Genomic DNA, 24,514 nt, shown 5'->3' with positions numbered 1-24,514 from the left:
GCCTCCCAAACTTAGGCGATGTCTGGAGCCTGTCAAAAATGTGTCCGTTACAGGATGTGAAACAATCAGGGTTCGAGACGACGTTGCTGGTAGATCCAGTCGACGATATCGCCGTCGGGGGTGTAGCCGCTGACGGTTTCGCGCAGGAGCTGACGGACCCGACTGTAATCGTCATGATCGACTGCAATCAGCAACTCCCTCAAACGACCCTTGAGTACATCCCAAGGCAGATGATCTTCGTTGGCGCTCATAATCATCGGATGTTGCGTCGCTGCCACGTTGTCGCCAATCAGCAACTCCTCGTAAAGCTTCTCCCCTGGACGCAGACCGGTGAATTCGATGGAAATGTCGCCTTGCAAATTCTTGTCCGAACGAATGCTCAAACCGGACAGGTGAATCATCTTCTCTGCCAGCTCGACAATCTTCACCGGCTCGCCCATGTCCAAAACGAACACATCACCGCCCTGCCCCATGGAACCCGCCTGGATCACCAGTTGCGCGGCTTCGGGGATGGTCATGAAATAGCGAGTGATTTTCGGGTGCGTGACCGTCAACGGGCCACCGGATTTGATCTGCCTGTGAAACAGCGGGATCACTGAGCCGGAAGACCCCAGCACATTGCCAAAGCGCACCATGGTGAAACGGGTCTTGTTGACCCGGGATACATTGGCATTGTCGCCGAACAGCACTGGGGCAATCTCACGACTCAACGCTTGAAGCGTCATTTCGGCGAGACGCTTGGTACTGCCCATGACATTGGTGGGGCGTACGGCCTTGTCGGTGGAGATCAACACAAAGTTTGACACGCCGGATTGCAACGCAGCCTGAGCAGTGTTGAGCGTGCCAATGACGTTGTTAAGCACGCCTTCGGCAATGTTGTGCTCGACCATCGGGACGTGCTTATAAGCAGCGGCGTGGTAGACGGTGTCCACGCCCCAGGTTTTCATCACATCCAGAAGTTTGTCCTGATGGCGGATCGAGCCAAGGATAGGAAGCAGCCGAACAGAGACCGACTCCCGACAACCGCGCCGCTCAAGTTCCGAAAGAATGCTGTAGAGGTTGAATTCACTGTGCTCGAACAGCAAAAGCGTGGTCGGACCCAGTGCGAAAATTTGCCGGCACAGTTCCGCGCCTATTGATCCGCCAGCGCCCGTGACCATCACTGTCTTGCCTTTGATACAGCGTTCGAGCAGGTCTGGTTGCGCTGGGACCGAGTCGCGTCCCAGAAGGTCGGCGATATCCACTTCCTGGATGTCTTCGACCTTTACCCGGCCGCTGGCCAGATCGGTGAAGTTGGGTACGCTTCGGATGTGAAGGGGGAAACGTTCTAGCAACGTTAGAATTTCCCTGCGGCGCGCACGGGTCGATGACGGCAGCGCAAGGAGGATTTCCTGCGCGCCGGTTACGTCAATCATCTGTTGGATGTGTTTGGGTTTGTAGACCTGTAGTCCTGCAATCGAACGATCCGCAATGCTTGGATCATCATCGATAAACGCCACGGGACGCATGACTCGGCCCATGCGAAGTGCCGCTACAAGCTGGTTGCCGGCCACACCTGCACCGTAGATGGCGACTTTGGTGAGGCGATCGTCGCGACTGGTGAACGGTACGTGCTGGGCGGCCGTGAACCAGTCGCCCATGAAGTATTGACGCATGCAAAGGCGCAGCCCACCAATGATGACCAGACTGAGCCACCAGTAGTTGAAGACAATAGAACGCGGCACCACCGTTTCGTGGTTACTGTACCAATAGACCACGACCGCCAGAATCAACGCAGACAAACTGACGGCCTTGATAATTGCAATCAACGCGTCGTTGCCGAAATAGCGCATCACTGCCCGATACATGCCGAAGCGGATAAACAGGGGAATGGCGACGACCGGGGCACTGACAAACAGCCAGAAATGAACCCTGAAAGGGTTGTACATATCATCGATACCCAGACGGACGATAAACGCCAACCACAAGGCAACCCAGACCAGAAAAATGTCTGTGGCAACCTGTATCAATCGCTTCTGGCGCCTCGGAAGCCCTACAAGACTCGCCCGGACCCGATCCATGAACTCTTCAAACACCTCAGCCTTCTCCCTTCAACTGCCGCATCACCGTGGTGAAACTTTATAGGCGCATCTCATCCACTTTAATCCTAAATGACAGAATTGTTACTCAGTTCTTCACCGATAACCCTTCAAGCTCTCCAGCACGAAACTTGATCGCCAGCATAACCAGTGGAGCATAGGCCAGAATCAAACCCAGGCTTGAGTTCAGACCAAATTGCGTAACGCCTAGTGCGATAGGCAACAACCAAAGTAAATTGATCGCGCCCACTGCCATAGTAACCGGCAAATGGTTGCCAAAACGACGAGAGGCAAACTGATAGGCATGGCTGCGGTGTGCTTCGTAAATCTTGTCGCCCCTGAGTAAACGGCGAAACAGAGTGAAAGTTGCATCAACAATAAATACACCGAGCAGAATCAGCCAACCCCATAGCAAGTCAGCAGAGACCCAGGCTGCTTGCAGTGAGAGCCCACCAAGGACAATACCCAGGAATCCGCTCCCGGCATCCCCCATAAAAATCCGGGCGGGTGGGAAATTCCAAAAGAGGAAACCCGCCACGGACACGGCCAACAACAATGGGGCCCAGGCCAAGTCCGTTGCACCACTCACCCAATACAGGAGGCAAGCCCCAAGGCAAACGCAAATCGCCTCGACGCTGGCAATCCCGTCGATTCCGTCCATGAAGTTGTAAAGGTTAAGTAGCCATACCAGATAAAACGCTGCTAACACATGGCCAAACCACCCGAGGTCGAAAGTCCCCACGCCGATTTCAACAACGGGTAACCCGCCGATCCAGAACAGCAACCACGCCGACGCAGCGAAATGCCCCAATAAGCGCCAACGGGCCGCGATGTGTCCGTGGTCATCCATAAAGCCGATAACGGCGATCAGAGCACCTGCTCCGGCGATCGCCAAAAACGCCGAAGAAGGCATCAACCCCGCAATCAGTAGCATTCCCAGCGCCAAGGTAAACGCCAGGACAATTGCCACCCCGCCTCCTCGAGGAGTGGGGACCGAATGAGAACTTCGGGCATTGGGAATATCCATCAGGCTTCGAGACAGTGCGTAACGACGTAAAGCCCAGGTGAGGGAAAAAGACACAGCAACGATGACAGGGATAAACCAGCCATAACTCATGATTTACGCAAATCCAGAAAATGTTGTGCCGTCAGGCTCAGGGCTTTATCGAGGGTGACCGGAGGCGTCCAGCCCAATAGTTGTCGGTTTTTGCTGATATCAACCTGCAGGGACCCGAGAATCCGATCCGACTGCGCTCGCCGGCCCAGTAACGCTGCCGCACCGCTCATGAGCCAGGCAGGTATTGGCAACAATATGGCAGGTTTGCCCAGAGCGCCCGCCAACTTGCGTAGTAATTGCGTGATCGACACGTCCTCGCCGTCACTGACCAGGAACACTTGATTGGCGGCCGCTGGGTGCTCGGAACAGGTCACGATAAAATCCACCAGATTGTCTATGGCAACGAGACTGCGATGATTATGGACAGCGCCAAAAGGTAAGGGAACGCCACGGTACAACCAGCGCATCATGCTGAGGAAGTTGGCCTTGACGCCAGGCCCGTAGACCAGCACAGGGCGGATGATGACCACTTCCATGCCCGTGTCTGCGGCAAGCACCTTCAACCCTTGCTCTGCCTCAAGCTTCGAGATCCCATAAGGGTCAATCGGAGCAGGTACATCATCTGCGCTGTACGCAGTACCAGGCGGGGTCCCCTCACCGTTTACCTTAATCGAGCTGATGTAGATAAAACGTTTCACTCCGGACGCCGCGGCCGCGCGAGCGAGGTTCAATGTAGCCTCGACATTGACTTCACGAAACGCCGACAGCGGATCGGAAGAGACCTCTTTCATGACGTGGACACGAGCAGCGGCATGGACAACAACTTCGACGTCGGTGAGGGCTTCACTCCAATCGTTTGTCCCATTGAGACTCGTCAGAGGTAGCTGGCGCACACCCTCCGGGAGCAAAGCCGACGTGGCTCGGACCGGCGCCACAACAGAACAGTCATGCAACTGCACCAAACGTTTAATCAGTGCGCGCCCTACAAAACCACTGCCACCGGTAACCAGGAATGTTTTCGAACTCATGGGTGGCCCTTGGGAATACATAAGAACATCAATGCTCGGGCACTGTGTCGCAATACTTCAAAGCAGAGATCGATAAATCTCAGCATAGGATTTCGCCATCGAATCAGCTGAGAACACCTCTTCGAAACGCCGTGCAGCAGCCTCTCCCATCGAAGCAGCAACCGCTGGCTGATTCCAGAGCTGGTTCATTGCGCCTGCCAGCGCAACAGAATCGCGGGGAGGAACGACAAGCCCTGTCTCACCTGCGATGTTGATGTACGTCGTGCCGGAGCCAATCTCACAAGAAATCATCGGCTTTCCGTACATCGCCCCCTCAAGCAGCGAAATACCGAAAGACTCGGACCTCAGGTGCGACGGGAAAACGAACGCATAGCACAGCGTTAGCAGAGCTGCTTTATCTTCATCAGGTAAGCCACCGAGGAAATGTACATTCGACAGCCCCAATTGATTTGCCTGAGCCTTGAGCTCCATCTCAAGGTGTCCGCCCCCCAGAATGACGACGGGCAGTTGAGTGGTTTTTGCAGCTTCAAGCAGATAGTCCAGCCCTTTGTAGTAGCGCAGAGCACCCACAAACAGGAAAAAACGCTCCCCTAGACGTGCACGCCAGAAATCCAGTTTTTCAGCAGAAGGCGTCGGGTAGGTTTGCCGGTCGAGCCCATAGGGAACAACGCGGACTTTGTCTTTGAAGCGCGTCAATACCGGACTGCTTTCAGCGTAGTTGGGTGATGAAGCAACGATACAGTCGACGCTAGACAGGAAGCGATTCATCAATGGCTGATAAAGCTTGAGGAGTGTCTTTTGCTTGACGATATCAGAGTGATAACTGACTACAGTAGGCTTGCGAATTCGACTGGCGAAGTGAACAAGATCCATGTAAGGCCACGGAAAGTGATAGTGAACAATGTCAGCTTTCTTCGCCAGTTCGGCAAAATCCTTGAATGCCGATAGCGAGAAACCGGTGGACGCTACGTGCAGGTCGAGTTTGGAACGATGAGACAGGTGGTGTCCCACCTGTTCATTACGCGCCGCACCTCGCTCACTGAGATAAAGCACTTCGGACTCAAAGCCGTGCTTGGTTCCACCTTCAGCAATCTGAAAGATGACCTGCTCAATACCACCCATGGTTTCCGGGTAGTACGTCTTGAAGAAGTGCAGAACCTTGATCATTGTCCTTTGACCACCTTCTGATAAACCTGAAGCGTTTCCATTGCGCAGCGCTCCCACGAAAATCTCGCGGCATGTAGCAAGCCTTGTTCAACGGCACTGGAGCGCCACATCTCGTCCTCCAGACCTCGCTGGATGAGTCCAGTCAATGTCTCGGTGTCCTTGGCTTCGCACATCAGGGCCGCATCGCCAGCAACCTCTGGGAGTGATGAGCTGTTTGAACAAACGACCGGAACGCCAGAACTCATAGCCTCCAGAACCGGCAAACCAAACCCTTCATACAGCGAAGGGAAGGTAAAAAGACGAGCCCCGGCAAACAGCAGGGGTAGGTCTTCACTGGGTACAAAGCCTAGATAAAAGGCCCAACCCTCACGTCGGGCACTTTCGAGCCGTTGGTGAATGCTTTCGTTGCGCCAGCCGTGATAGCCAGTCAACACTAAAGGCCAGCGCTTGCGTACTTCGATAGGCAGTCGGGAATAGGCATCAAGCAACGTCTCGATATTCTTGCGAGGCTCGATCGTCCCGACAAACAGGCTGTAACCACCAACCGTAAGACCGTGGCGTGAAAGCGTGTTTCTGAGTTCATCCGCGCTGCGAGGATGAAACTCGGCAGAACTGGCCAGCGGCACCGTATGGATACGCTCAATGGGCCAGGAAAAATACTCCGCCAACTCTTTGCGCGTGTACTCAGAGTCCGTAATCAGCGCATCTGCTCTTACCAGTGTGGCTTTAAGCTCTTTCTGCAAATAGCGCACAAGTTGCGGCGCATGGCAGTGAGCCCAGGTGAAGGGAGACAGATCGTGAAAGGTAGCAACACTGCGGCCAGCAAAAGGCGGCAGGTAATAATTCGGGCTGTGATAAAGAAAATCACCATGGCCTTTTAATGCGTGTTTCCTGAGCAACGGCATAAGAAGCCGATACGCTTCAACCGCCAGGAAGTTTTTCTGTACGGCTCGTTTCAAGCCATAGCCGTTGCCCGACTCGTCGGCAGCCGTAGGCAGCGCTGGTAGAAACCGCCGGCCGGCAAAAAATTGCAGGTCGGTGATTTCCGGGTTCTGCTGCAGTCGCAGCGCCAATTCATAGGTGTAGCGACCAATACCGGTCAGCGGGAAGCGGACCGGTTCAACAGAAAGAATTAACTTCATTTATTCAGCCGTCAACATCCAGCCAAGAGTTTCGCCTAGGGACGGTGTTGTCCAGCCAGGTACCAGCGCCCGCAACCTCGAGTTGTCCCCGCACAAGGTTTTCACCTCATTGGCTCGCACAAAGGCCGGATTCACTTCGACCTCGATATCATGCCCGGTGAACCCTTTGCACATTTCGATGACTTCGCGAAGCGAATGGGTATTGCCAGAGCTGACGTTGATAGTCTGCCCCAGTGGCTTCGCCTCGATAAGCCCTCGATAAGCCTTCACCAATGCGCGAACATCGCTGAAATCACGCCAAACATCGAGATTGCCCAACTCGATCTTTTGCGCCTTGCGCCGAAAATGCGAAACAATTTTCGGCAACAGGAAGTTCTCGGCTTGGCCCACGCCGGTGTAGTTGAAAGGACGACTAATGACGATAGGCAGACGCTCATGCCAAAGGTTGGCCATGTACTCCATGGCCAACTTGCTAACGGCATAATCGTTGGCCGGTGCCGGGGATGTGGTTTCCGACAGCAGGCCACCCGAAGCATTGCCATAGACATTGGCGCTGCTGGCGATCAGCACGCAGTCCAGGGATTTCCCACTGGCCGCGACGGCTTCCAGCAGATTACGCGTACCTATCAAGTTGACCTGATAGAACGCGTCCGCTGCGCCATGCCCAACAAACGCCAATGCCGCGAGATGCACAACAACATCCGGCTGAATCTTTGCCAGCAACGTACGCAACCCCGGGCCATCCGCCAGGTCCACCTGATGATAATTGCGCTCATTGGAAGGCTGACTGCCCAACCCAATCACCTCGTAGCCATGAGCCCGAAGTTCATCCGCCATGTAACGACCGGTGAAACCTTGAATACCTGTAATCAGCGCACGTTTGCCGGCAATGGTCATCAGAACGAAAATCCTTGTTCATTACGACGCAAGTCAGCTTCGACCATCATGCGGCACAACTCTTCCAACGACGTTTTAGGCTCCCAACCCAGAACTTCCTTGGCTTTGGCCGGGTCTCCGATCAACAACTCAACCTCGGTTGGGCGGTAGAATTTCGGATTGATGGTGATCAGCACTTTACCGGTGGCAGTATCAGTACCCTGCTCGGCCTCGGCACTACCCGCCCAGGAAATAGTGATACCAACAGCCTTGAACGCCATGGAAACGAAGTCGCGAACGGTCTCGGTGCGGTTGGTCGCCAACACGAAAGTATCCGGCTCATCGGCCTGCAGCATGCGCCACATCCCTTCCACGTATTCCTTGGCAAAGCCCCAGTCGCGCTTGGCGTCGAGGTTGCCCAGCTCCATCTTGTCCAACAGACCCAGCTTGATCTTGGCGACGGAGTCGGTGATTTTGCGGGTCACAAACTCACGGCCACGCAGTGGGGATTCGTGGTTGAACAAGATACCGCTGGTGGCAAAAATGCCGTACGACTCACGATAGTTGATGGTCATCCAGTGAGCGTAGAGCTTGGCGACACCATAAGGGCTGCGCGGATAGAAAGGCGTGCTTTCGATCTGCGGGATAGCCTGCACCTTGCCGAACATCTCAGAGGTTGATGCCTGATAGAAACGAACCTTCGGATTAACGATCCGAATCGCTTCGAGAAGGTTTACCGCACCGAGACCGGTGATCTCTGCGGTAGTGATCGGCTGCTCGAACGAAACACCCACGAAGCTCTGCGCAGCAAGGTTGTAGACCTCGGTGGCTTCGGTGGACTGCAGCAGGCGGATGCTGGCCGACAGATCGGTCAGATCGTATTCGACTAAATGCAGATTAGGGTTGGACTGAATGCCCAGCTCTTCGATACGCCAGAAATTGACAGAACTGGTACGACGGTAGGTACCGTATACGGTGTACCCCTTCTCCAGCAGCAGTTCCGCCAGGTAGGCGCCGTCTTGACCAGTGATTCCAGTTACGATTGCTTTCATTCGGGTTACCAACCTCCATTTAATAAATGCCACTGAGGGCATTCACAGATAAATCGAGCCGAGCGAGATGGCCTTCGGCCACTTGCGCGTGAAAATTCAAAGATGAGTATACAATGGGTTACGGGGAGGCGGCTCGACTGGAAGATGCAATGGCAGGCTTTTTTTCGCCAAAGAGCTTGCGACAGGACAAGCAGTACGAAAACTTGAAAGCTGCGGTCTCTTGGACCTACCACTGCATACACTATAGCGCCAACCGATTGCTGGCATGTCCCAACGCCCCAAAAACAGTGTAATACCCGTTATATCTCACGGCATAACGGTAATCTTGGACAGCCCAACACCAATATTCCTCTGGTCATTGGACTCACCCAACTCCGCAGGCGACATCGGTTTTCGAACATTAATATCAAGGTCAATAGTGTTGTTGTTACACTTGAATACCGCCGCCTGGACACTGACGTCTACTGGCTCCTTGAGCACGCCCTCGAAAAGACTATCCCCGCCCTGAGTAATACTTATCTCTTGCCTACCATAGCTACGAAAGCTAAGAACCAAATCCAGCGTAGATTTTGAAGAATAAAATTGCACATCGTTACAAGGAAACGAAAGGGAGGCCTTCTTATTTTTTGACCAAACGCCCCACGACTCAAGATCGTACCATCCAGAATAGAGCAAGAAGTTACCTGTTCCGGCAGTCCCGACAGAGTACCCTCCTGGAGCGACCTTAAGAAGTAAATCGCGATAGTCAGCGTCACTTAGATGGACAAAATGATCAGCACTTTCATTGCCGAAAGTCCGTACCAACGTCTGCAACTTTTGCTCATCGACATGGCAGTGAGGAGGGATTGTTATTAGCTGACGATTTTGCCCTGAAAAAACCAGGAGCTTTCGACAATCTGGACCCAACACACCAAGCGGATTGAAGCTATTAATTCCTTCACCATAACCGGAATAGCGCTCGGCAAAAACTTCTGCCGGTGGCGTGTAAAAAGAAGGCAGTTTGGTCTGAATCGCATTGGAAATCCAAGTTGGGCTGGAATACTGCTCCGAGCGCTTCGGATTATTTTTTGAAATACTGACCAAGCCAATCAACACTACTGGAACAAGCAACACCACAGCCAGAAACTTGTTTTCCGGTAACTTTCGCACGACGTAATACACAATTGGAAACCAGATCGGTAAATACCAAAGCGAATACCTTGCCAGACCTGGTGTCGCGCCAGAATTGAGATTTGTCGTAGACGAATGCGCATAAAAATTCACTAACAAGAAAATTGCGCAAAACACATAGAACATCACATTCGAATGGCCAACCGTTCGCTCAGAGGCAAATACCCGATAGGCCAAGGCGGCCAACGTTAAAACTACGCCGAGCGGCCAATTAGGAAGCAAACCAAGATCAGGATCCAGAATCCAAATATAGAAGGTTGACAGGTTCCCCCCCAGCGACGCGCCCCCAGCTAGCAACTGCGGTGTGAGTACACCAAAACGCAGGAAGTAATAAACAGGGTGCGCCAGCACCGCTAACGCGGTTGCCACCACCAAGCATACCTCTATCAAGGTAAACTTTTCCGCCCAACGCAGAACAATGTGATAAATAAAAGGAACAAAGGCAACAAGTGCAAAACTCGGATTTTGCGTTGACGCCATCGCCAAACAAAAGGCAGCCAATAAATACCGGCTGGAAAAAACAAACATTACCCCCATCAATGTGAAACAGTAGGTAAATAATTCGGTATGGACCTTGTCAAAAAACCAAAGCATCGGTGAAAACAGCGTCATGAGTATAAACGCCGCTACTCCACTCTTACCATATAACCGGTGAGCGACCATCGCAGTCACAGTCAACAGCAGGAAATGCAACCCAAGAAACGCAGTATGCGGCTCCAACCCGACCCCGAACAGCCCCACCACTTTGGCCACAAAAAAAGCTAGAAAACTATAAAACCAAAAGTGATTGAAATCCGCCGTCACCCCCAACTTGAGCGCAGGAAAAGAGTTAGCCAACGAGTCACCCGGTACGACGCCAACAATGGTATTCGACAAAAATAATTGTTGATAGGCATTAAATGAGATTGCGCTCATCCATGGCTTTAAGGTATCCAACCACGCGAAGTACATAGCATAATATTCTGATCCGTCACCGACACGCTGCGGGGGCAAACGCCACAGAACAATAAATACAAAAAGCAAAGACAACACTATCCAGACATAGGCGGAGATACCGTGATCTGGCCTTACAGGGTTCGCTTTTATAGAAGCACGCATAAACTACCTTGATAATAACTTTCGGTCACGGCGAATAACGAGCCCTTCATCGCTCGCTAAGAGATCGACACTTCGACAGCTCAATAATTTTGAACCATCGAAGTGACAATTAAACTCGACTTAGAGCTTCTCAGCGATCAAACGGCCTTCGCGAATGGCGTAGTTAGTCCCGCGGTCCTCGGGGTAAATTTGAGCCATGGTCGAGATCAAGGCATTATCAAACGGAGTCGATGCATCCGGCACATACTCAGAGTAATTTCGCTCTGTCACCGGCTGAGCATACTCTGACCGCCAGACTTTGTAATCCACAACCCAGTCTTTCTCGAACTTCGGAAACATGCGCTTGAGGTGAGTCAACGCAAAGTCGAGATACTGTTCATCGCTGTATTCCCACACAGGATCTTCGGTAGCGAGATAACGCGACAAGTACGCAATATGAGTACCCTTATAGTTTTCCGGAGTATCAAAGTTAGTATGTTCAATAACTCCAACAAAGGGAAAACCTGGATCATTGACGTTCAGCCAGTAAGTATCGGACAGGCTGTGCTTTAGACGAAGCACCAGACACATATTTCCAAGGTATTTAACCCGGCGAAGTTTCGTCAGCCACTGATCCTCGACGACCCCCTTAAACATATCAGCAATCAAAGGGAACGATGGTGTAAAGAGAAACTTATTCCCTTGCACGGTGCCTTGTTCAGTCGTTACTGCAGTAATCTGTTTGCCTTCGGTCACCAGACCTTGCACAGCAGAATTGAATGTGACTTCCCCGCCATGTGCACGAATACCAGTCACTAGCGCTTCAGCGAGTCGCCCGAAACCACCCTTGAAGTAGGCCAGCTCTTCGCCGCCTTTGTCGTTACGGGTGCTGCCGCGCAAAACCAGCTTCTTCCACATCCATACGGCGTTGACTGCTTCGGCATACACCGAAAACTTGGAGTTAATCAGCGGTTCCCAGACAACTTTGTATACTGACTTACCGCACATGCCCTCCAACCATTCGCGGATACTCAAGTGCTCAATGGTTTTCCAATCCTTGATCTTGCGAACCTGAAATACCAAAAGTCCCAGGCGAATACGGTCAATGAATGACAGCGCCTTGAACCGAAGCAGATCCAATGGCGTGGAAAGTTTCCACATGCGGCCATTAAAGTACATACCGGTACGGGTCGGAAGCAAAATGACGTCGCCTTCCAGGCCGAGTTCCTTCACCAACTCCGGGACAAAAACATCATTGTTAAACCAATGATGGTAGAATTTTTCGACACGAACGCCGTCATCAAACTCGAAGATCCCTGCGAGCCCGCCTGGGGTAGAGTCAGCCTCAATAACTTGTACGCGCCTACCTTGTTTAGCCAGCACATAAGCCGCCGTCAAGCCGGTGAAGCCGGCACCCACAATTACCACATCATAATTATTCATTTACGATTACCAGAATGAGTTGAACCTGGGTCATTTGCGCGCAGCCTTAAATAGCGCCGGCCTTGACCAGATCGCCAGAGCCCCAACGATGGTAGTCGGAACCCACAGAGCCAGATGTACAATGACGGCATAGCTGCCTGCTTGAGCGGAGGTGCCACCGATCAATGTCACGGCTGTAAAAGCGGCGAGATGGAAGGGGCCTACATATCCAGGCGAAGAAGGCGCCAGTGTCGACAGCGTGGCGATAGCCATCACCAATAGAGCCATCAGCGGATTAACATCCAAGCCCAACCCCTTCAACGCGAAATAAAAAAGCCCGGACTCGCCTGCCCACACCAACATCGATAACAGCAACATCAGCCCAAGCACACGAGGACGGGACATAACATCAAAGCTTTCGAACAAGCCAGCTACCGCTTGAAAGACGCTGGACAGCTTTTTCGGCTCCCTTTCATTGCTCGCCCCCCAAGATTTGAACAACCGGGCGAAGCTTGAAGAGAAGAAAAAACCGATCGCCAGGGTCACGCCCCCGAGCACTGCGAGAATCAAGGCCGTGTGACGGATAGCCGGCGGAATATCAATCGCCTGAATCGCCAGAACGCCAACGGCGAGGCAGGCCAGAAGGGTCACGAGGTCAATAAGACGCTCAACAATGAGACTGGTCGTAGCCGCAGTCTTGGTCACGCCCATTGCTCTAGGGAACACCAGGGCACGAATGACATCGCCCAAGCGAAAAGGCAAAATATTATTCAGCGCGATAGCTCCCAAAAAAGGCTCTGCGCAATTTTTGAAACCTACCGGAGCACCTTCAGCTGATAGCATGATAGACCAGCGTAAAATACGAACCGCATACCCGAAACCTAGCGACGCAATACCTAATATCAGGTAATGCCACTGGAAGTGCTCCAGGGCATCCATGACTTCGGACACATCGACAAGACGAAGAATTGCCCCCAGACAGACGACAGTGATCCCTCCCCCAATCAAATGCTTGATCCAGCGTTTTTCCTTCACAGGCGTGGCTTGTGTCATAGGTACCGTCAGATCCGCCAAGGGGCTTTGTTGTTTGCCCACAGGGCTTCGAGTTCACGCTTATCACGCAAGGTATCGCACGGCTGCCAGAACCCGGTGTGATGGAACGAGGAAAGCTGGCCATCTTTAGCCAGATTGGTCAGCGGCTCACGCTCCCAAGATGTGCTGTCACCTTGGATGTAATTTAAGACTTCAGGCTCCAAAACGAAAAAGCCCCCATTGATCCAGCCAATTTCATCGCTCGGCTTTTCTTCAAAACTCGACACAGAGTTGTGCGCGTCAATATTAAGCACGCCAAAACGGCCTGGGGGTTGCACCGCGGCAACGGTAGCCAGCTTCCCGTGCTGGCGATGGAATTCGATCTCTGCGCTGATGTTAATGTCAGACAAGCCATCTCCATAAGTCAGACAGAATGTTTCGTTGTTCAGATACGGGGCGACACGCTTCAAGCGACCGCCCGTCATGGTTTCAGCCCCGGTATCCACCAAAGTGATTCGCCAATCTTCAGCTTGGCTGTTCAAGATCTGATGATCACCGGTACCCAAGTCAATGGTTATGTCGGACATATGACGGTAGTAGTTAAAGAAAAACTCTTTGATCACATAACCTTTATAACCGAGGCAAATGACAAAGTCTTTGATCCCGTGATTTGCATAGGAACGCATGATATGCCACAACAATGGCTTACCGCCGATCTCAACCATAGGCTTTGGCTTGGTATCTGATTCTTCTGCAATCCGAGTCCCCAGCCCACCGGCCAAAATTACCGCTTTCATAAAAACTCCTTTATAGTTTGAGATCAGCAGGGTCAAAATTTAAGCTTTTCTGTACAACGGCCACAGGATCAGCACGTAACACCAAATAAATGCGCAACAAGTACTCACCTATAATTCCGAGCAAAAACGAATTCAGCCCGATTCCGAATAGCACCAGAATATGGATACTTGCCAACCCCTGAGGAAGATCAGGATGAGTGAAGCGTAAGAGCGTATAATACAAGGCCCCCAGTACGCTGCCTGCCAAAATCAGCACACCGACGAACGACGCGGTACGTAGCGGCACTGTCGAATGATTCAATACAGCCGTTAACCCGAGCCTGATTAACCGAGAGATATTGAACTTGCTTTCGCCCGCCACTCGGGCGTCTCGATCGTAGGTAATTCCTGTTTGATTGAAACCAATACCGGCAATCATTCCCCGTAGATACGGGTTTGCAGTTTTGGTTTTCAACAAAACATCAATGACTTTGCGGTCGATCAACCGGAAGTCGCCAACATCACGCGGGATCGGGTGCTCACTCACCTTGTCGATGGCCCAATAGCCTAGTCGGCGGAACGTATTCAGAAGCCAACTCTCGGGGCGCTTGCGGCGCACGCCATAGACCACTTCATGCCCCTGCTGCCAGCGCTCAAAAAACTCCTCCAGCATTTCAGGAGGATCTTGCAAATCTGCGTCAATTTGCATCACCGCGTCACCTTTGGTGTGCATATAATTCGCTAGAATCGAGCGCTGAAACCCATAATTCCGAGAAAAACGAATGGCCTTTACTCGCGGGTCATTTTTTGACAAGTCCGCCAGCATGTCCCAGGTATTGTCATCCGAATGATTATCAGAAAACACAAACTCCAGATCACACCGATCCTTCATTTTGAGCGCCAACGAATCCAAACGACTGTACAACGCTTCGATATTTCCAGATTCGTTTAGAACCGGAATAGATATTGATATCAGCGGCCGTTCACTTGCCATTTAATAATTTCCCTTTCAAAGCACTGATCTCAGCTTTCGATCAGTGTTTTCATATATTCGACAACGCCCGTCGCTGTGTCGCGAAACACGACGCCTTCAAGTATGGAGGACCTTGAAAACACTTGAGTAAAGTTCTCTTCCTGCGGCTCAGGCAGCGCTCCCAAACGCAAGAGATGGCCTTTGCCAGCAGACTCAAAGATAGCTGCGGCTAAACTCCTTAAGGTAACAGGCTGACCATGGCTCAGTTCCACCACCCCTGAATCTGAGTGATCCACCAGCGCCCTGACAGCTGCAGCATCGTCAGACACGTGGTGGTACTCACGCAGTTGCCGCCCCATCGTCATTGCAAAAGGCTTGTCATTACGCAACGCTTCCGTTACCAGCCCCAAAAACATGAACGGGCTGGGTTCTCCGAACCCGTACAGGGTGTGGATGCGTATGTGCAATGCTGGTGTCAGTTCTTCGCTCATCTCAGCGACGAAGCGACTCAACGCCAGTTTGCTCTGAACATAAGGGTTTGTAGTCAGCATCTCCTCCATTGCGGTACCGAAAGTCACGGCCCGAATGCCCATTGGAGATACTGCCTGAATAATGTTTCTAGGCAGCCGAAAGTTGACGTTATGCAACGTTTCACAGGCCAGCGTTGGGTCAAGTAAACCAGAGCAAATGTATACTACTGCACCGGGTCGAGCGTACTGTTGAAAGTAGGCCGTAATGTCAGACAGAGAATCGCTCTCCCCCCATTGCTGGTAAACAACCCTATCAACGCAAACGACTTCGTCCGACCTGTATTGTTCACGAAGTGCCTGCCCCAATCGCCCTCGGCCACCAACAATGAAGATCACTCCTGAATGCCCGATCGCCAGGCACTGATCTGCGCAAGTGTAATAGCGCGAGCTTGGCCAGGATTGGAGTAAAAGTCCCGATACCAAGACGATGTCTTCTCAACCACTTGCTCCGTATCCCAAACAGGGATCCAGTTCAGTTGGTTCCGGGCAATGGAGCTATCCAACGCCAGCGCGCCAGCTTCAGGTAGAGGACTATCCATGAACTCCAGATTCGGACGTTGCCAGTTTGCACTCATCAACTCAAGTACATCTCTGACGGAGTGCTGCTTGAGCTCCTGAGGCCCAAGATTCCAAGCCTTGGCGACACGCTCCGGGGTATTTGAAACAAGCCCCGCCAAGATGACCAGATAGCCATGCACCAATGCCAAAACGTGCTGCCAAGGTCGTGTAGCATCTGGATAGCGAAGGGTCATTGCTTGATTGTCGATTACCGCGCGCACGAAGTCGGGGATCAACCGGTCCTCTGACCAGTCGCCACCGCCGATGATATTTCCACCACGGGCAGTAGCGATTGCCGGCCCCTGCCCTGTAGATGCAGGGTAAGAAGCAGCGTAACTCTGGATGACCATTTCTGCAGCGGCCTTGGAAGCGCTATAAGGGTCTTTGCCACCCAATGGATCGTTTTCCCGATACGGCCACGCCCATTCGTTATTCTTGTAAACCTTGTCCGTGGTCACGCATAGCACACCACGAACACTTTTCACTTGGCGGGCGGCTTCAAGAACGTGAGCGGTACCCTGAGCATTGACAAGAAAAGTCTGCAATGGCTCACGATAAGACCGACGAACAAGAGGTTGAGCTGCCAAATGCAGTATCAAATCCGGCTGGAAGGACTCGACAGCTCCCTTCAGCTTGTCAAAATCGCAGATGTCCCCCAGCGTGCTAATCATTTCGCTCTCAAGATCTGTCTCTGAAAACAGCGAAGGGGTCGTCTCAGGAGGTAGCGAATAGCCCGCTACGGTCGCGCCGATAGATTTCAGCCAAAGACACGCCCATCCTCCGGTGAAGCCGGTATGGCCGGTAACCAGCACTTTTTTACCGACAAGACTCTCTTCGAATTTGAACATGGATGTCATTTTTCTTACGCCGTATTGATTTTTAGCATCTTGTTTCCCGTGCCTATCTTGGCAAGGGATAGCGAGCGACTATTTCGCCCGGCAAGAATACCCTGATCCGACGCTCTTGTGGAGGTAGGGATTGCATGATCACCTTGGATCCATCGTATCCGATCCATGAAGTACACATACCGCCAGAAGCGCTTGGTATCCAACGTAGCATCTCTGGCGAGCAGTTCCACGACAGCAACGCTTCGTAGTTTTCGACCGACGAGGGTGTTCGGTAACTGCTCCAGTAAGTGGCGCAGCCACGTATAGGGCTCCTTCCCGTTGACCTTGGCGGTTTCGACCAGACTATCTGCGCACTGGTCGCGCGCCCCTTGGGCGTGCCACTGAACAACCTGGCCTTGCGCCAGATGACAAACGGCTTTACAGAACGCCCGTCGGGTTGTTGTCGATCGGTAAAATCCGACCTCCACGTAACGCCCCAGCCGGTTCCAGTTGTTCGACAGAATGTACCACCTTACCCAGAACGCTTTGAACGATGACCTGCGGCTGGGTTTAGTCCAGCCAGTTTTTCATTGGGATCAGGATTGGCAGCGGTGAAGTTCAAACATACTGAGCTCAGCTCTCAAAAACAAACCGAACCCAGCTGTCGTTTAAAATACTTCACCGCTCTCCTACACTTTTTCTGAGCTTGATTAGCTCGCTTAGCCCTAAAGATTTCGCATATAAATACAGATCTGAGAATCAAGCGAGAGTTTTCACGCGCACTGCGAGGTCGCCTTGTTTATTACTGGCTGGGAGCATTGGGGAGCGAGTAAAGCATGTTTGAATTGCTCGGCACTCTGTTTCCACGTTAGCCACGGCATGTTAATGGAATCAATGGTTGAGCCGTCACGATAGTCCTGTAACCACTGAATAATTGCGTCGGTCAAGTTCTGTGCACTGTCGCCCTCGAAGAACGCCGCATACTCGCCGGCAACCTCTCGAAACACCGGCAGGGCACGCGCCAGGATCGGGAGCTTATGCTGCGCAGCTTCAATCAGCGGTAATCCGAAGCCTTCACCTTGCGAAGCGGCCAGCAAGCAGGACGCCGCCGCATAGACTTTTTCCAGGTACTCATCGCTGACACCTTCAAGCCAAAACAGGCGCTTGTTTAATTGCGGGTGGTTGCGCAAGCGCGTGCACAACGCATCAACCATCCAGCCTTGTTTGCCCACAATAACCAAGTTGACCTGCTCACCTTTGGCCCATAGCAGATCGAAGGCTTCAAGAGTTTGGGTATGCCCTTTGCGCGGCTCAATGGTGCCCACCGACAAGAAACTCGGTACGCTACGCAGACATTCAAGCACCTGATCGGCGCCTTGCACCAAACCGTTGGACGGCATCGAAGCGGCCAAATCAGCACCTAGGTGGAACCAACTCGTCTGCAAGGGAGAGGGAGACAAACGTGGTGCACCATGGGCGGCAACCCAGCGCTGCAGGTCAGCAGCCACCGAGGCAGAGATACATAGCGCTGCATCGGCCTTGGAAATCTCGTATAGCCAATCGGCATGACCTTCCTTAGTGCCTGCAGGAAAGTGCTCCTCGAACTGGATCGGAATCAGGTCATAAACTACGAAAGAAGTCTTCACCCCACGCTCGCGCAAACGGGAGAATACCCCGCCCTTGCCCGCCTCGACAATAAACGAACCGGAGAAGTCCAAGCCCAGGAATTGCTCGCCAGGTTGCATATCCACAGGCTCATCGAGTAACCATCCGGTCGAGCAGCCCATCAACGAGAGCATGAAATTGCGCGCAAAACGCCAATGCCAATCGCCCCCGCTATCGCTCAGAAAAACCGGCTCAAACAGATAACCAGTGGGCGGCGATTCAATCAGCGCCAGCAGCAACGCCCTGACCACACGCTGAATACCGGTGCGCAAATCAACCCGGATCATGGCAGAGACGTCAACATACATGCGACGTAAGCCAACGACCTGCGGCTGGTTGAGCGCAATCGCTTTGGACAACGCAACGATATCCACGCTCTCGCTAAAATCAGTGACCACATGCCCCACCGCCGACGTGAACGTCTGATAACGGCTGTGATCGAGATAATGGGCTTCAATACTTTCGAAATAGCGCTTGGCACAAAATGCAGGCGCATGGTCACTTCGCACGTATGTGGCGGCTAGATTGCCCAGATCAGCGCGAGCCGCAGGCTCGCTGCGGAGCCATTCCAAGGCTTGAGTCAGTTGCGCGTCGCTGAAATCGTCTTCCAACTTGATCAACACATCATCCGGCAGATCAGCCATGGCACCATTGGCATTGATGACCGTGGCCAGACCATAATTGAGACAATCAAGCACAGCCGCTGAGGTCTCGCCGCGCGACAGCTCACGCAACTGCACACCAACGTCTGCAGCGGCCAGGTACAGCTCATAGGTCAGCGTGTCGGTCCAACCAACAATGCTGGCGCTAGAAGACTGTCGACGCTTCTTGAGGTGCCGCTCAATGTCTTCGCCATAGTTTGATGCCTCGTTCTGGCCAACGAAGAACAACTTGCAGTTTCGGTCCTGGCGAAGCAACGCGGAGCCTTCCCACGCGGCCAATAACCGATGATTGAGCTTGGTCTTGCCCATAAAGCCAAAGCTACACACCACGAAGTCATCGCTGCTCAAGCCCAAGGCTGCACGGGCGCGCTCACGGTCCAGGTTCACTGCTGGCACACGCAGGAGTGGGATCATCGAACAGCGCGCCCTCTCACCATACCATTGACGCGCCAACGACTCGGAGTAACTCGAATGCACGATCACTCCCAGTGCCTGATTAATGACCCCTAGACTACCCGGGTACTTGGACAAGGTGCTATGCACCCCGTCCTGATGGAAATCAGCCACCGCCTTGTAACCATGCCCTTGATACAGCTCTTTGATCCAGACATCGGGTTTTATCCCATGAACCTGGCAATACCACTGAACATCGCTTAGATAGAAGTCGTGCAAGACGACGACCCCGGCAATCTCGTCGAGTAACTCAAACATAAAGGCATGCATCGGATTATTACCGAAGTGGTAAATAACCCGCTGGTAGCGCAAGGCGTTCTGGCGGAACCATTCCACCGAGCGCACCTGACAGTTAGCCAGGATCCAAGGATCATCGACCTGGGGGTGATCGGTCACCACATCGATGTCGTAATAGCGGCTTAACTCGGGCAACAACTCTGCGCTGTACCCGGCGATGCCGCTTTTTTGGGGTGGCAGTGGCGACACATAAGCCAACTTCTGTCGCAAACCACTGGTGCTGACATGCCCCTGTTGCAGGGTCCCTCGCGCCAACAACGCTAAGACAGCCCCAGCGTCCTCCCGCAATGACGCTTCTTCGAAACCGGTCGCAGGGTTTGCCGATAGAGCATTGACCTGAGCGGCAGGTAACCCCAGCGCCTGGCTGACATATTGAGGATCCAGCGGCGGTATGACCATCACCAGCTCTGCACGACGGATCTGCTGGATCTGCTGCGCCCAATACAAGCCCCGTGGAGTCACCTCGCCAGCATAGGACTTACCCAAAGACTCCAACACAACGACACTGCGCATGGACTGCGCCAATACGCCAATAGTCAAAATCAACTCATTGTCAGCGCTATCAAATACATTGGATAGCAACACCAAATCGGGCTTGAGATTGGCCAGAAACGCCTCACGGATCAACTCAGCGGCTTTCGCCCGACCTTCGTTATCCGGATCAAGCCGATTCACCGGGCCAGGAGCCCACCACACATGAATATTTTTGGACGGCAGAACCCCATGAAACTGCGCGCGAATCGCTTCGATGGTCCCATCAAACAACCCACTGAGGGCCAGGATGACCTCATGTTCGCCTGACTGAAGGGCTAACGCGCGTGCCAATTTGGTGATGTAGCACGACGAATCGAGCCGGGTGAGACGGGCTTGAGCGCCCTGCATATCAATAACAATACGCATCAGCGCTGATCCTTCTGTTCGGTAGTCTTTTTCAAATCGTAATACACTTGGCGAGCACCCGCTGACAGGCCCTCCAAGTGCTGCGGCACTTCACTGCTCGCCGTTTCGTGGCGAGAGACAGATGCACTGACCATTAGCCCACGACTAACGGCGAAGCGCTTGAGGGCTTCATGCAAACGGGGGTAACGATTAAGGCTGGCATTGATCCGCCGACGCAAAGCCGGGCGCCCGAGGGTATGGCGCAGCCCCGCGACCACGATTCGACGAACCCCGCTTTTGAGCAAACGGGCAAAGCTACTGCCCAGCCAGCGCACGGATCTTGCGCACCAGCGCAAAGGCGCAGTAAGGCGCCAGGAAGTGCTCCTCATCAACGCCTGCACGCGGCTGTTATCGGCGCAACTTTGTAGCCAAAATTCGTGAGTCTGGGCCAACGCCTCATCTCGCTGCTGACGGGTCTGCTGCAACTCCGCTTCCAATTCGACAATCTGGCGCTGTAACTTGGCTTCCAGCTCAACACTCCGGCGCGGCAACTTGGCTTCCAGTTCGACACTCTGGCGCTGCAACTCGGCTGCCTGCTCGACATTCTGGTGCTGCGACACGGCTTCCAGTTCGACACTCTGGCGCTGCAACTCGGCTGCTCGCTCGACACTCTGGCGCTGCAATTCGGCTGACAGCTCGACACTCTGGCGCTGCAACTCGGCTGACAGCTCGACACTCTGGCGCTGCAACTCGGCTGACAGTTCGACACTCTGGCGCTGCAACTCGGCTGACAGTTCGACACTCTGGCGCTGCAATTCGGCTGACACGTCGGCAACCTCATGCTGTATTTCCTGTATGTGCTGTATTTGCTGCAGGCTGCTGTCTTCGAGCGTTGCCCGGAAGCGACGCTCCATGTGTTGCTCATAACGCTCCGCCAAGGTTTCCAGACTCAAACCGTAAGTACGGTCAAAGTAAGGATCGAAAACCGCCAACTGTTCGGCACCCGCCGTCTTCTGCGCAATGATCGCGTAATCCGGGCTGACCCCGTCCAACACTTCCATTAAAGTGAGTTGCGGCACGTCATGCAGGGCAGCTGGCTCTTGCAGACGGACCAACTTGGAGCGCGCAAACCCCGTGTACTCGGTCAAAAAGCTGAGTAACAAATGTGGTATGGGCTTTTCGTGGGTCGGGTCGAGGTAAAAAGAATTAGTGCCAACCAACAGGTTTTCCGGGTTCGGCGTTTCCATAATCAACAGCCCCGCCGGCTTGAGCACCCGCAGCGCCTCACTGACCAACTGTTGCAAACTGGCGAACGGTATGTGCTCGACCAGATGGAACGCCGACACCACCACTTGACTCTCATCGCCCAGCGCGGCCAGCGCCGCCAGCACGTCGCCGTACTCGGCAGGCAAGTCGAGCGCCTGACATGCCTGCAGCATGCCGTCGTCGACGTCAACACCACGGGCCAGAAAACCTTGCGACTGGATCAACTCCAGCCACTCGCCACGACCACAACCCAAATCAAGCGCCGGGCACTGCGGGTACAATGCTTTGAGCGGGTTGATAAAAGGCAGGTAGACCTCTTGACGTTTCCTGATCAAGTCGCGACTACCGCGATGGAGATCTTCAAACGCCCGGTAAAAATTCCCATTCATCTGCTGCTTTCCACTGTTGGCGGTAACCAGGCAAGCCCGACAAATTCCGTTTTAGAGACATTGACCACATTGAACACCAGTGCCAGGTCCTGCCACTCGAAGTTACAGGAAATATGGTTCTCGGTGGTGTGCAGCGCAACCGCCACCGAATACGAACCCACACCCAAGTTTGCCTCAAAGTCGAAGCGGTACTGCATTGTTTGCCCCGCAGCCAGACTTTCCAGCTTGCAACCCAAGTGGTGCGTGTTGGTGCCAAAGACCGTCTGACCCAAACGATCCTTGAGCATGTAACCGGTGACCAACTCGGGGATGTCGCTGTTCACCTGCACATCAATTTTCAAGCTGACACTTTCGCCAACTTGTACGTACTCGATCGGCTCTCCCACGCTATTGTGCAGGCTAACCGAACGTATGCTTGCCTCGCCCGAGCCGGAGCGGGTTTGCACACTGCCATCTTCGCGCTGGATGACTGTAACCGTGGCGTTTTCCTTGGCCGCGATAATAGCATTGTAGTAATCCATCACCTCTTCCGGCGCGCCATCCTTGATCACCGTACCGTGTTCGAGCAGGATCGCCCGACTGCATAACGACTGGATCGAACCTCGGTCGTGGGACACAATCAACAACGTCGTGCCCAGACGCTGAAACTCGCGAATACGCTCAAAGCTCTTGTGCTGGAAATAACTGTCACCCACCGACAAGGCTTCATCGACGATCAGGATGTCTGGACGAAACGCTGTAGCCACGGCAAACGCCACGCGCATCTGCATACCGCTCGAATAAGTGCGCACGGCTTGGTCGAAGTATTCGCCAATCTCGGCAAAAGCCTCGATCTCTGGCATGGCCTGGCGGATCTGCTCAGCACCAAAGCCCATCAAACCGGCGGCGTGATACACATTCTGGCGACCGGTCAAGTCAGGGGTAAAACCCATACCCAACTCGAGAATGGCAGCGATGCGGCCGTTAACCTGAACGCGACCCTCCGTGGGTTGCAAAGTTCCGGTAATCATCTTCAGCAGCGTAGATTTTCCCGCACCGTTTTGGCCAACGATACCGATGGCTTCTCCCGGGCTGATGGAAAAGTTGATGTGCTTGAGTACCCAATGCTCTTCACTGGGTTTGGTGGGAAGCCCAAACCAACGGCCAATGCGCTGAAGTTCAGAGGCATAGACGCGATAAGCCTTGCCCAGGTCATTTACGGTCAACAGACTCATAACACGTCCACCATTTCCGGCGCAGCGCGGCGGAACATAAATAGCCCCAATAACATCAAGCCCAAAGCAATAACGGTGGTCACTGCAATTTGCTGGATATCGGGGGTTTTGGCGTATACCAAAATGTCATGGTAAGCGCTGACAATCGGGAACATGGGGTTCATGTCCATGTAGCTTCTGAAATTTTCAGGAATAATATTGACCGGGTAAACCACGGGGGTGAACCAGAACCAGACTTGCAACAGGATGGGTACCACTTGGCCTACGTCCCGAATGAAGACGTTCAGTACGCCGAGAATCAAGCCTATGCCGATAGCCAGAGCCGTGACTGCAACCGTCAACGGGATGAGCCATAGCATCTGAAGGTGCGGCCATTGACCCAACAAAGCAAAAACCGCCAACAGCGCGACAAACAGCAACACATAATTGAGCAGGCTCGATCCCACGACAATGACCGGCAAGGTTATACGCGGAAAGCGCATTTTTTTCATGAGGTTGCCTTGGTCGATGAACAAGGTCAAACAGCGGCCGATGATCTCCGAAAACAGGCTCCATGCCAGCATGCCCGCCATCAAATAGAGGGCGTATGCGTACTTGTTATCGATCCCAGGCAGCTTTGCTGCTAGCACGTTGGAGAGCACCAGAGCATAAATGGCGACTTGGGCCAGAGGATTGATGATCATCCACAGACCGCCTAAACGGCTACGAGCAAAACGGGCAGAAAATTCATTATGGATAGATGAAAAAACGAATCCCCGGTAATCCCAAAGGCTTTTGAACAGCTCCAACATTCCTGACTCCTGGTAAAAGTGAAGCCAATTTGCTTCACTCTTGGCGATTCTGAATCGTGCGATTTACAGCTAAGTCTCAAGGTCTCCGGCAAACGATACGGTTGCGCCTCCGGTGATGAGAATCCAGACCAAA

At 53.1% G+C, this 24,514-nt stretch carries 18 protein-coding genes and 1 pseudogene; all 19 read right to left on the bottom strand.

The genetic code is table 11. The features are described from left to right. Positions 1 to 65: 65 nt before the first annotated feature. Complete coding sequence (locus ACYZTX_RS11105; protein WP_462037021.1) at positions 66 to 2,060, bottom strand: polysaccharide biosynthesis protein; 1,995 nt, start codon at positions 2,058 to 2,060, stop codon at positions 66 to 68. A 106-nt stretch (positions 2,061 to 2,166) separates the two neighbouring features. Further along, entirely contained in the window at positions 2,167 to 3,195 is a 1,029-nt protein-coding gene (locus ACYZTX_RS11100) for an MraY family glycosyltransferase (RefSeq protein ID WP_462034085.1), read from the bottom strand. Beyond that, positions 3,192 to 4,163 carry a UDP-glucose 4-epimerase family protein gene (locus ACYZTX_RS11095; RefSeq protein WP_462034084.1) on the bottom strand — a complete coding sequence of 324 codons (972 nt, stop codon included), beginning with the start codon at positions 4,161 to 4,163 and terminating at the stop codon, positions 3,192 to 3,194. The genes ACYZTX_RS11100 and ACYZTX_RS11095 overlap by 4 nt, the downstream gene beginning before the upstream one ends. A 57-nt stretch (positions 4,164 to 4,220) precedes the next feature. Then, positions 4,221 to 5,330: a glycosyltransferase family 4 protein gene (locus ACYZTX_RS11090; RefSeq protein ID WP_462034083.1), complete on the bottom strand. Its 1,110-nt coding sequence runs from the start codon at positions 5,328 to 5,330 to the stop codon at positions 4,221 to 4,223. Further along, on the bottom strand, positions 5,327 to 6,472 hold the full coding sequence (locus tag ACYZTX_RS11085) for a glycosyltransferase family 4 protein (RefSeq protein ID WP_462034082.1): 1,146 nt from the start codon (positions 6,470 to 6,472) through the stop codon (positions 5,327 to 5,329). The genes ACYZTX_RS11090 and ACYZTX_RS11085 overlap by 4 nt, the downstream gene beginning before the upstream one ends. Then, positions 6,473 to 7,369, bottom strand: a complete 897-nt coding sequence (locus ACYZTX_RS11080; protein ID WP_462034081.1) for a GDP-mannose 4,6-dehydratase — start codon at positions 7,367 to 7,369, stop codon at positions 6,473 to 6,475. It lies immediately after the preceding gene. Continuing rightward, entirely contained in the window at positions 7,369 to 8,400 is a 1,032-nt protein-coding gene (gmd, locus tag ACYZTX_RS11075; RefSeq protein ID WP_462034080.1) for a GDP-mannose 4,6-dehydratase, read from the bottom strand. Before gmd ends, ACYZTX_RS11080 begins: the two co-directional genes overlap by 1 nt. 306 nt (positions 8,401 to 8,706) lie before the next feature. Next, the gene (locus ACYZTX_RS11070) at positions 8,707 to 10,668 is read right to left on the bottom strand and encodes a hypothetical protein (RefSeq protein ID WP_462034079.1); all 1,962 of its coding nucleotides are present in this window, start codon (positions 10,666 to 10,668) and stop codon (positions 8,707 to 8,709) included. 120 nt (positions 10,669 to 10,788) lie between these two features. Continuing rightward, entirely contained in the window at positions 10,789 to 12,090 is a 1,302-nt protein-coding gene (locus ACYZTX_RS11065; protein ID WP_462034078.1) for an NAD(P)/FAD-dependent oxidoreductase, read from the bottom strand. A 30-nt stretch (positions 12,091 to 12,120) separates the two neighbouring features. Then, on the bottom strand, positions 12,121 to 13,122 hold the full coding sequence (locus ACYZTX_RS11060; RefSeq protein ID WP_462037020.1) for a lysylphosphatidylglycerol synthase transmembrane domain-containing protein: 1,002 nt from the start codon (positions 13,120 to 13,122) through the stop codon (positions 12,121 to 12,123). Between the two features lie 8 nt (positions 13,123 to 13,130). Continuing rightward, complete coding sequence (rfbF, locus tag ACYZTX_RS11055; protein WP_462034077.1) at positions 13,131 to 13,898, bottom strand: glucose-1-phosphate cytidylyltransferase; 768 nt, start codon at positions 13,896 to 13,898, stop codon at positions 13,131 to 13,133. 10 nt (positions 13,899 to 13,908) lie between these two features. Further along, on the bottom strand, positions 13,909 to 14,871 hold the full coding sequence (locus ACYZTX_RS11050) for a glycosyltransferase family 2 protein (protein WP_462034076.1): 963 nt from the start codon (positions 14,869 to 14,871) through the stop codon (positions 13,909 to 13,911). A gap of 29 nt (positions 14,872 to 14,900) precedes the next feature. Continuing rightward, positions 14,901 to 15,716: an NAD-dependent epimerase/dehydratase family protein gene (locus ACYZTX_RS11045; RefSeq protein WP_462034075.1), complete on the bottom strand. Its 816-nt coding sequence runs from the start codon at positions 15,714 to 15,716 to the stop codon at positions 14,901 to 14,903. Beyond that, on the bottom strand, positions 15,713 to 16,795 hold the full coding sequence (gene rfbG, locus ACYZTX_RS11040; protein WP_462034074.1) for a CDP-glucose 4,6-dehydratase: 1,083 nt from the start codon (positions 16,793 to 16,795) through the stop codon (positions 15,713 to 15,715). Before rfbG ends, ACYZTX_RS11045 begins: the two co-directional genes overlap by 4 nt. Before the next feature lie 193 nt (positions 16,796 to 16,988). After that, a pseudogene (locus ACYZTX_RS11035) lies at positions 16,989 to 17,374 on the bottom strand (IS66 family transposase); the annotation flags it as partial. A gap of 164 nt (positions 17,375 to 17,538) precedes the next feature. Next, complete coding sequence (locus tag ACYZTX_RS11030; RefSeq protein WP_462034073.1) at positions 17,539 to 20,469, bottom strand: glycosyltransferase; 2,931 nt, start codon at positions 20,467 to 20,469, stop codon at positions 17,539 to 17,541. A 272-nt stretch (positions 20,470 to 20,741) separates the two neighbouring features. Continuing rightward, positions 20,742 to 22,376 (bottom strand): class I SAM-dependent methyltransferase, encoded by a 1,635-nt coding sequence (locus tag ACYZTX_RS11025; RefSeq protein ID WP_462034072.1) that lies wholly within the window; start codon positions 22,374 to 22,376, stop codon positions 20,742 to 20,744. Further along, positions 22,373 to 23,590, bottom strand: coding sequence for an ABC transporter ATP-binding protein (locus tag ACYZTX_RS11020; RefSeq protein WP_462034071.1), 1,218 nt, complete (start codon positions 23,588 to 23,590; stop codon positions 22,373 to 22,375). Before ACYZTX_RS11020 ends, ACYZTX_RS11025 begins: the two co-directional genes overlap by 4 nt. Beyond that, positions 23,587 to 24,381 (bottom strand): ABC transporter permease, encoded by a 795-nt coding sequence (locus ACYZTX_RS11015; protein WP_462034070.1) that lies wholly within the window; start codon positions 24,379 to 24,381, stop codon positions 23,587 to 23,589. Before ACYZTX_RS11015 ends, ACYZTX_RS11020 begins: the two co-directional genes overlap by 4 nt. Between the last annotated feature and the right edge of the window lie 133 nt (positions 24,382 to 24,514).

The organism is Pseudomonas sp. MDT1-17 (assembly GCF_054898105.1).
The sequence above is the reverse complement of the archived record's forward strand: the minus strand, read 5'-3'. Positions and strand labels throughout refer to the sequence as shown.

What these genes read in the sequence shown, in the direction of transcription:
- rfbF (WP_462034077.1), bottom strand. Translation starts at nt 13,898, where the DNA reads ATGAAAGCGGTAATTTTGGCCGGTGGGCTGGGGACTCGGATTGCAGAA.
- ACYZTX_RS11105 (WP_462037021.1), bottom strand. Translation starts at nt 2,060, where the DNA reads ATGGATCGGGTCCGGGCGAGTCTTGTAGGGCTTCCGAGGCGCCAGAAG.
- ACYZTX_RS11065 (WP_462034078.1), bottom strand. Translation starts at nt 12,090, where the DNA reads ATGAATAATTATGATGTGGTAATTGTGGGTGCCGGCTTCACCGGCTTG.
- ACYZTX_RS11025 (WP_462034072.1), bottom strand. Translation starts at nt 22,376, where the DNA reads ATGAATGGGAATTTTTACCGGGCGTTTGAAGATCTCCATCGCGGTAGT.
- ACYZTX_RS11080 (WP_462034081.1), bottom strand. Translation starts at nt 7,369, where the DNA reads ATGACCATTGCCGGCAAACGTGCGCTGATTACAGGTATTCAAGGTTTC.
- ACYZTX_RS11060 (WP_462037020.1), bottom strand. Translation starts at nt 13,122, where the DNA reads ATGACACAAGCCACGCCTGTGAAGGAAAAACGCTGGATCAAGCATTTG.
- ACYZTX_RS11085 (WP_462034082.1), bottom strand. Translation starts at nt 6,472, where the DNA reads ATGAAGTTAATTCTTTCTGTTGAACCGGTCCGCTTCCCGCTGACCGGT.
- ACYZTX_RS11050 (WP_462034076.1), bottom strand. Translation starts at nt 14,871, where the DNA reads ATGGCAAGTGAACGGCCGCTGATATCAATATCTATTCCGGTTCTAAAC.
- ACYZTX_RS11015 (WP_462034070.1), bottom strand. Translation starts at nt 24,381, where the DNA reads ATGTTGGAGCTGTTCAAAAGCCTTTGGGATTACCGGGGATTCGTTTTT.
- rfbG (WP_462034074.1), bottom strand. Translation starts at nt 16,795, where the DNA reads ATGACATCCATGTTCAAATTCGAAGAGAGTCTTGTCGGTAAAAAAGTG.
- ACYZTX_RS11020 (WP_462034071.1), bottom strand. Translation starts at nt 23,590, where the DNA reads ATGAGTCTGTTGACCGTAAATGACCTGGGCAAGGCTTATCGCGTCTAT.
- gmd (WP_462034080.1), bottom strand. Translation starts at nt 8,400, where the DNA reads ATGAAAGCAATCGTAACTGGAATCACTGGTCAAGACGGCGCCTACCTG.
- ACYZTX_RS11100 (WP_462034085.1), bottom strand. Translation starts at nt 3,195, where the DNA reads ATGAGTTATGGCTGGTTTATCCCTGTCATCGTTGCTGTGTCTTTTTCC.
- ACYZTX_RS11090 (WP_462034083.1), bottom strand. Translation starts at nt 5,330, where the DNA reads ATGATCAAGGTTCTGCACTTCTTCAAGACGTACTACCCGGAAACCATG.
- ACYZTX_RS11070 (WP_462034079.1), bottom strand. Translation starts at nt 10,668, where the DNA reads ATGCGTGCTTCTATAAAAGCGAACCCTGTAAGGCCAGATCACGGTATC.
- ACYZTX_RS11095 (WP_462034084.1), bottom strand. Translation starts at nt 4,163, where the DNA reads ATGAGTTCGAAAACATTCCTGGTTACCGGTGGCAGTGGTTTTGTAGGG.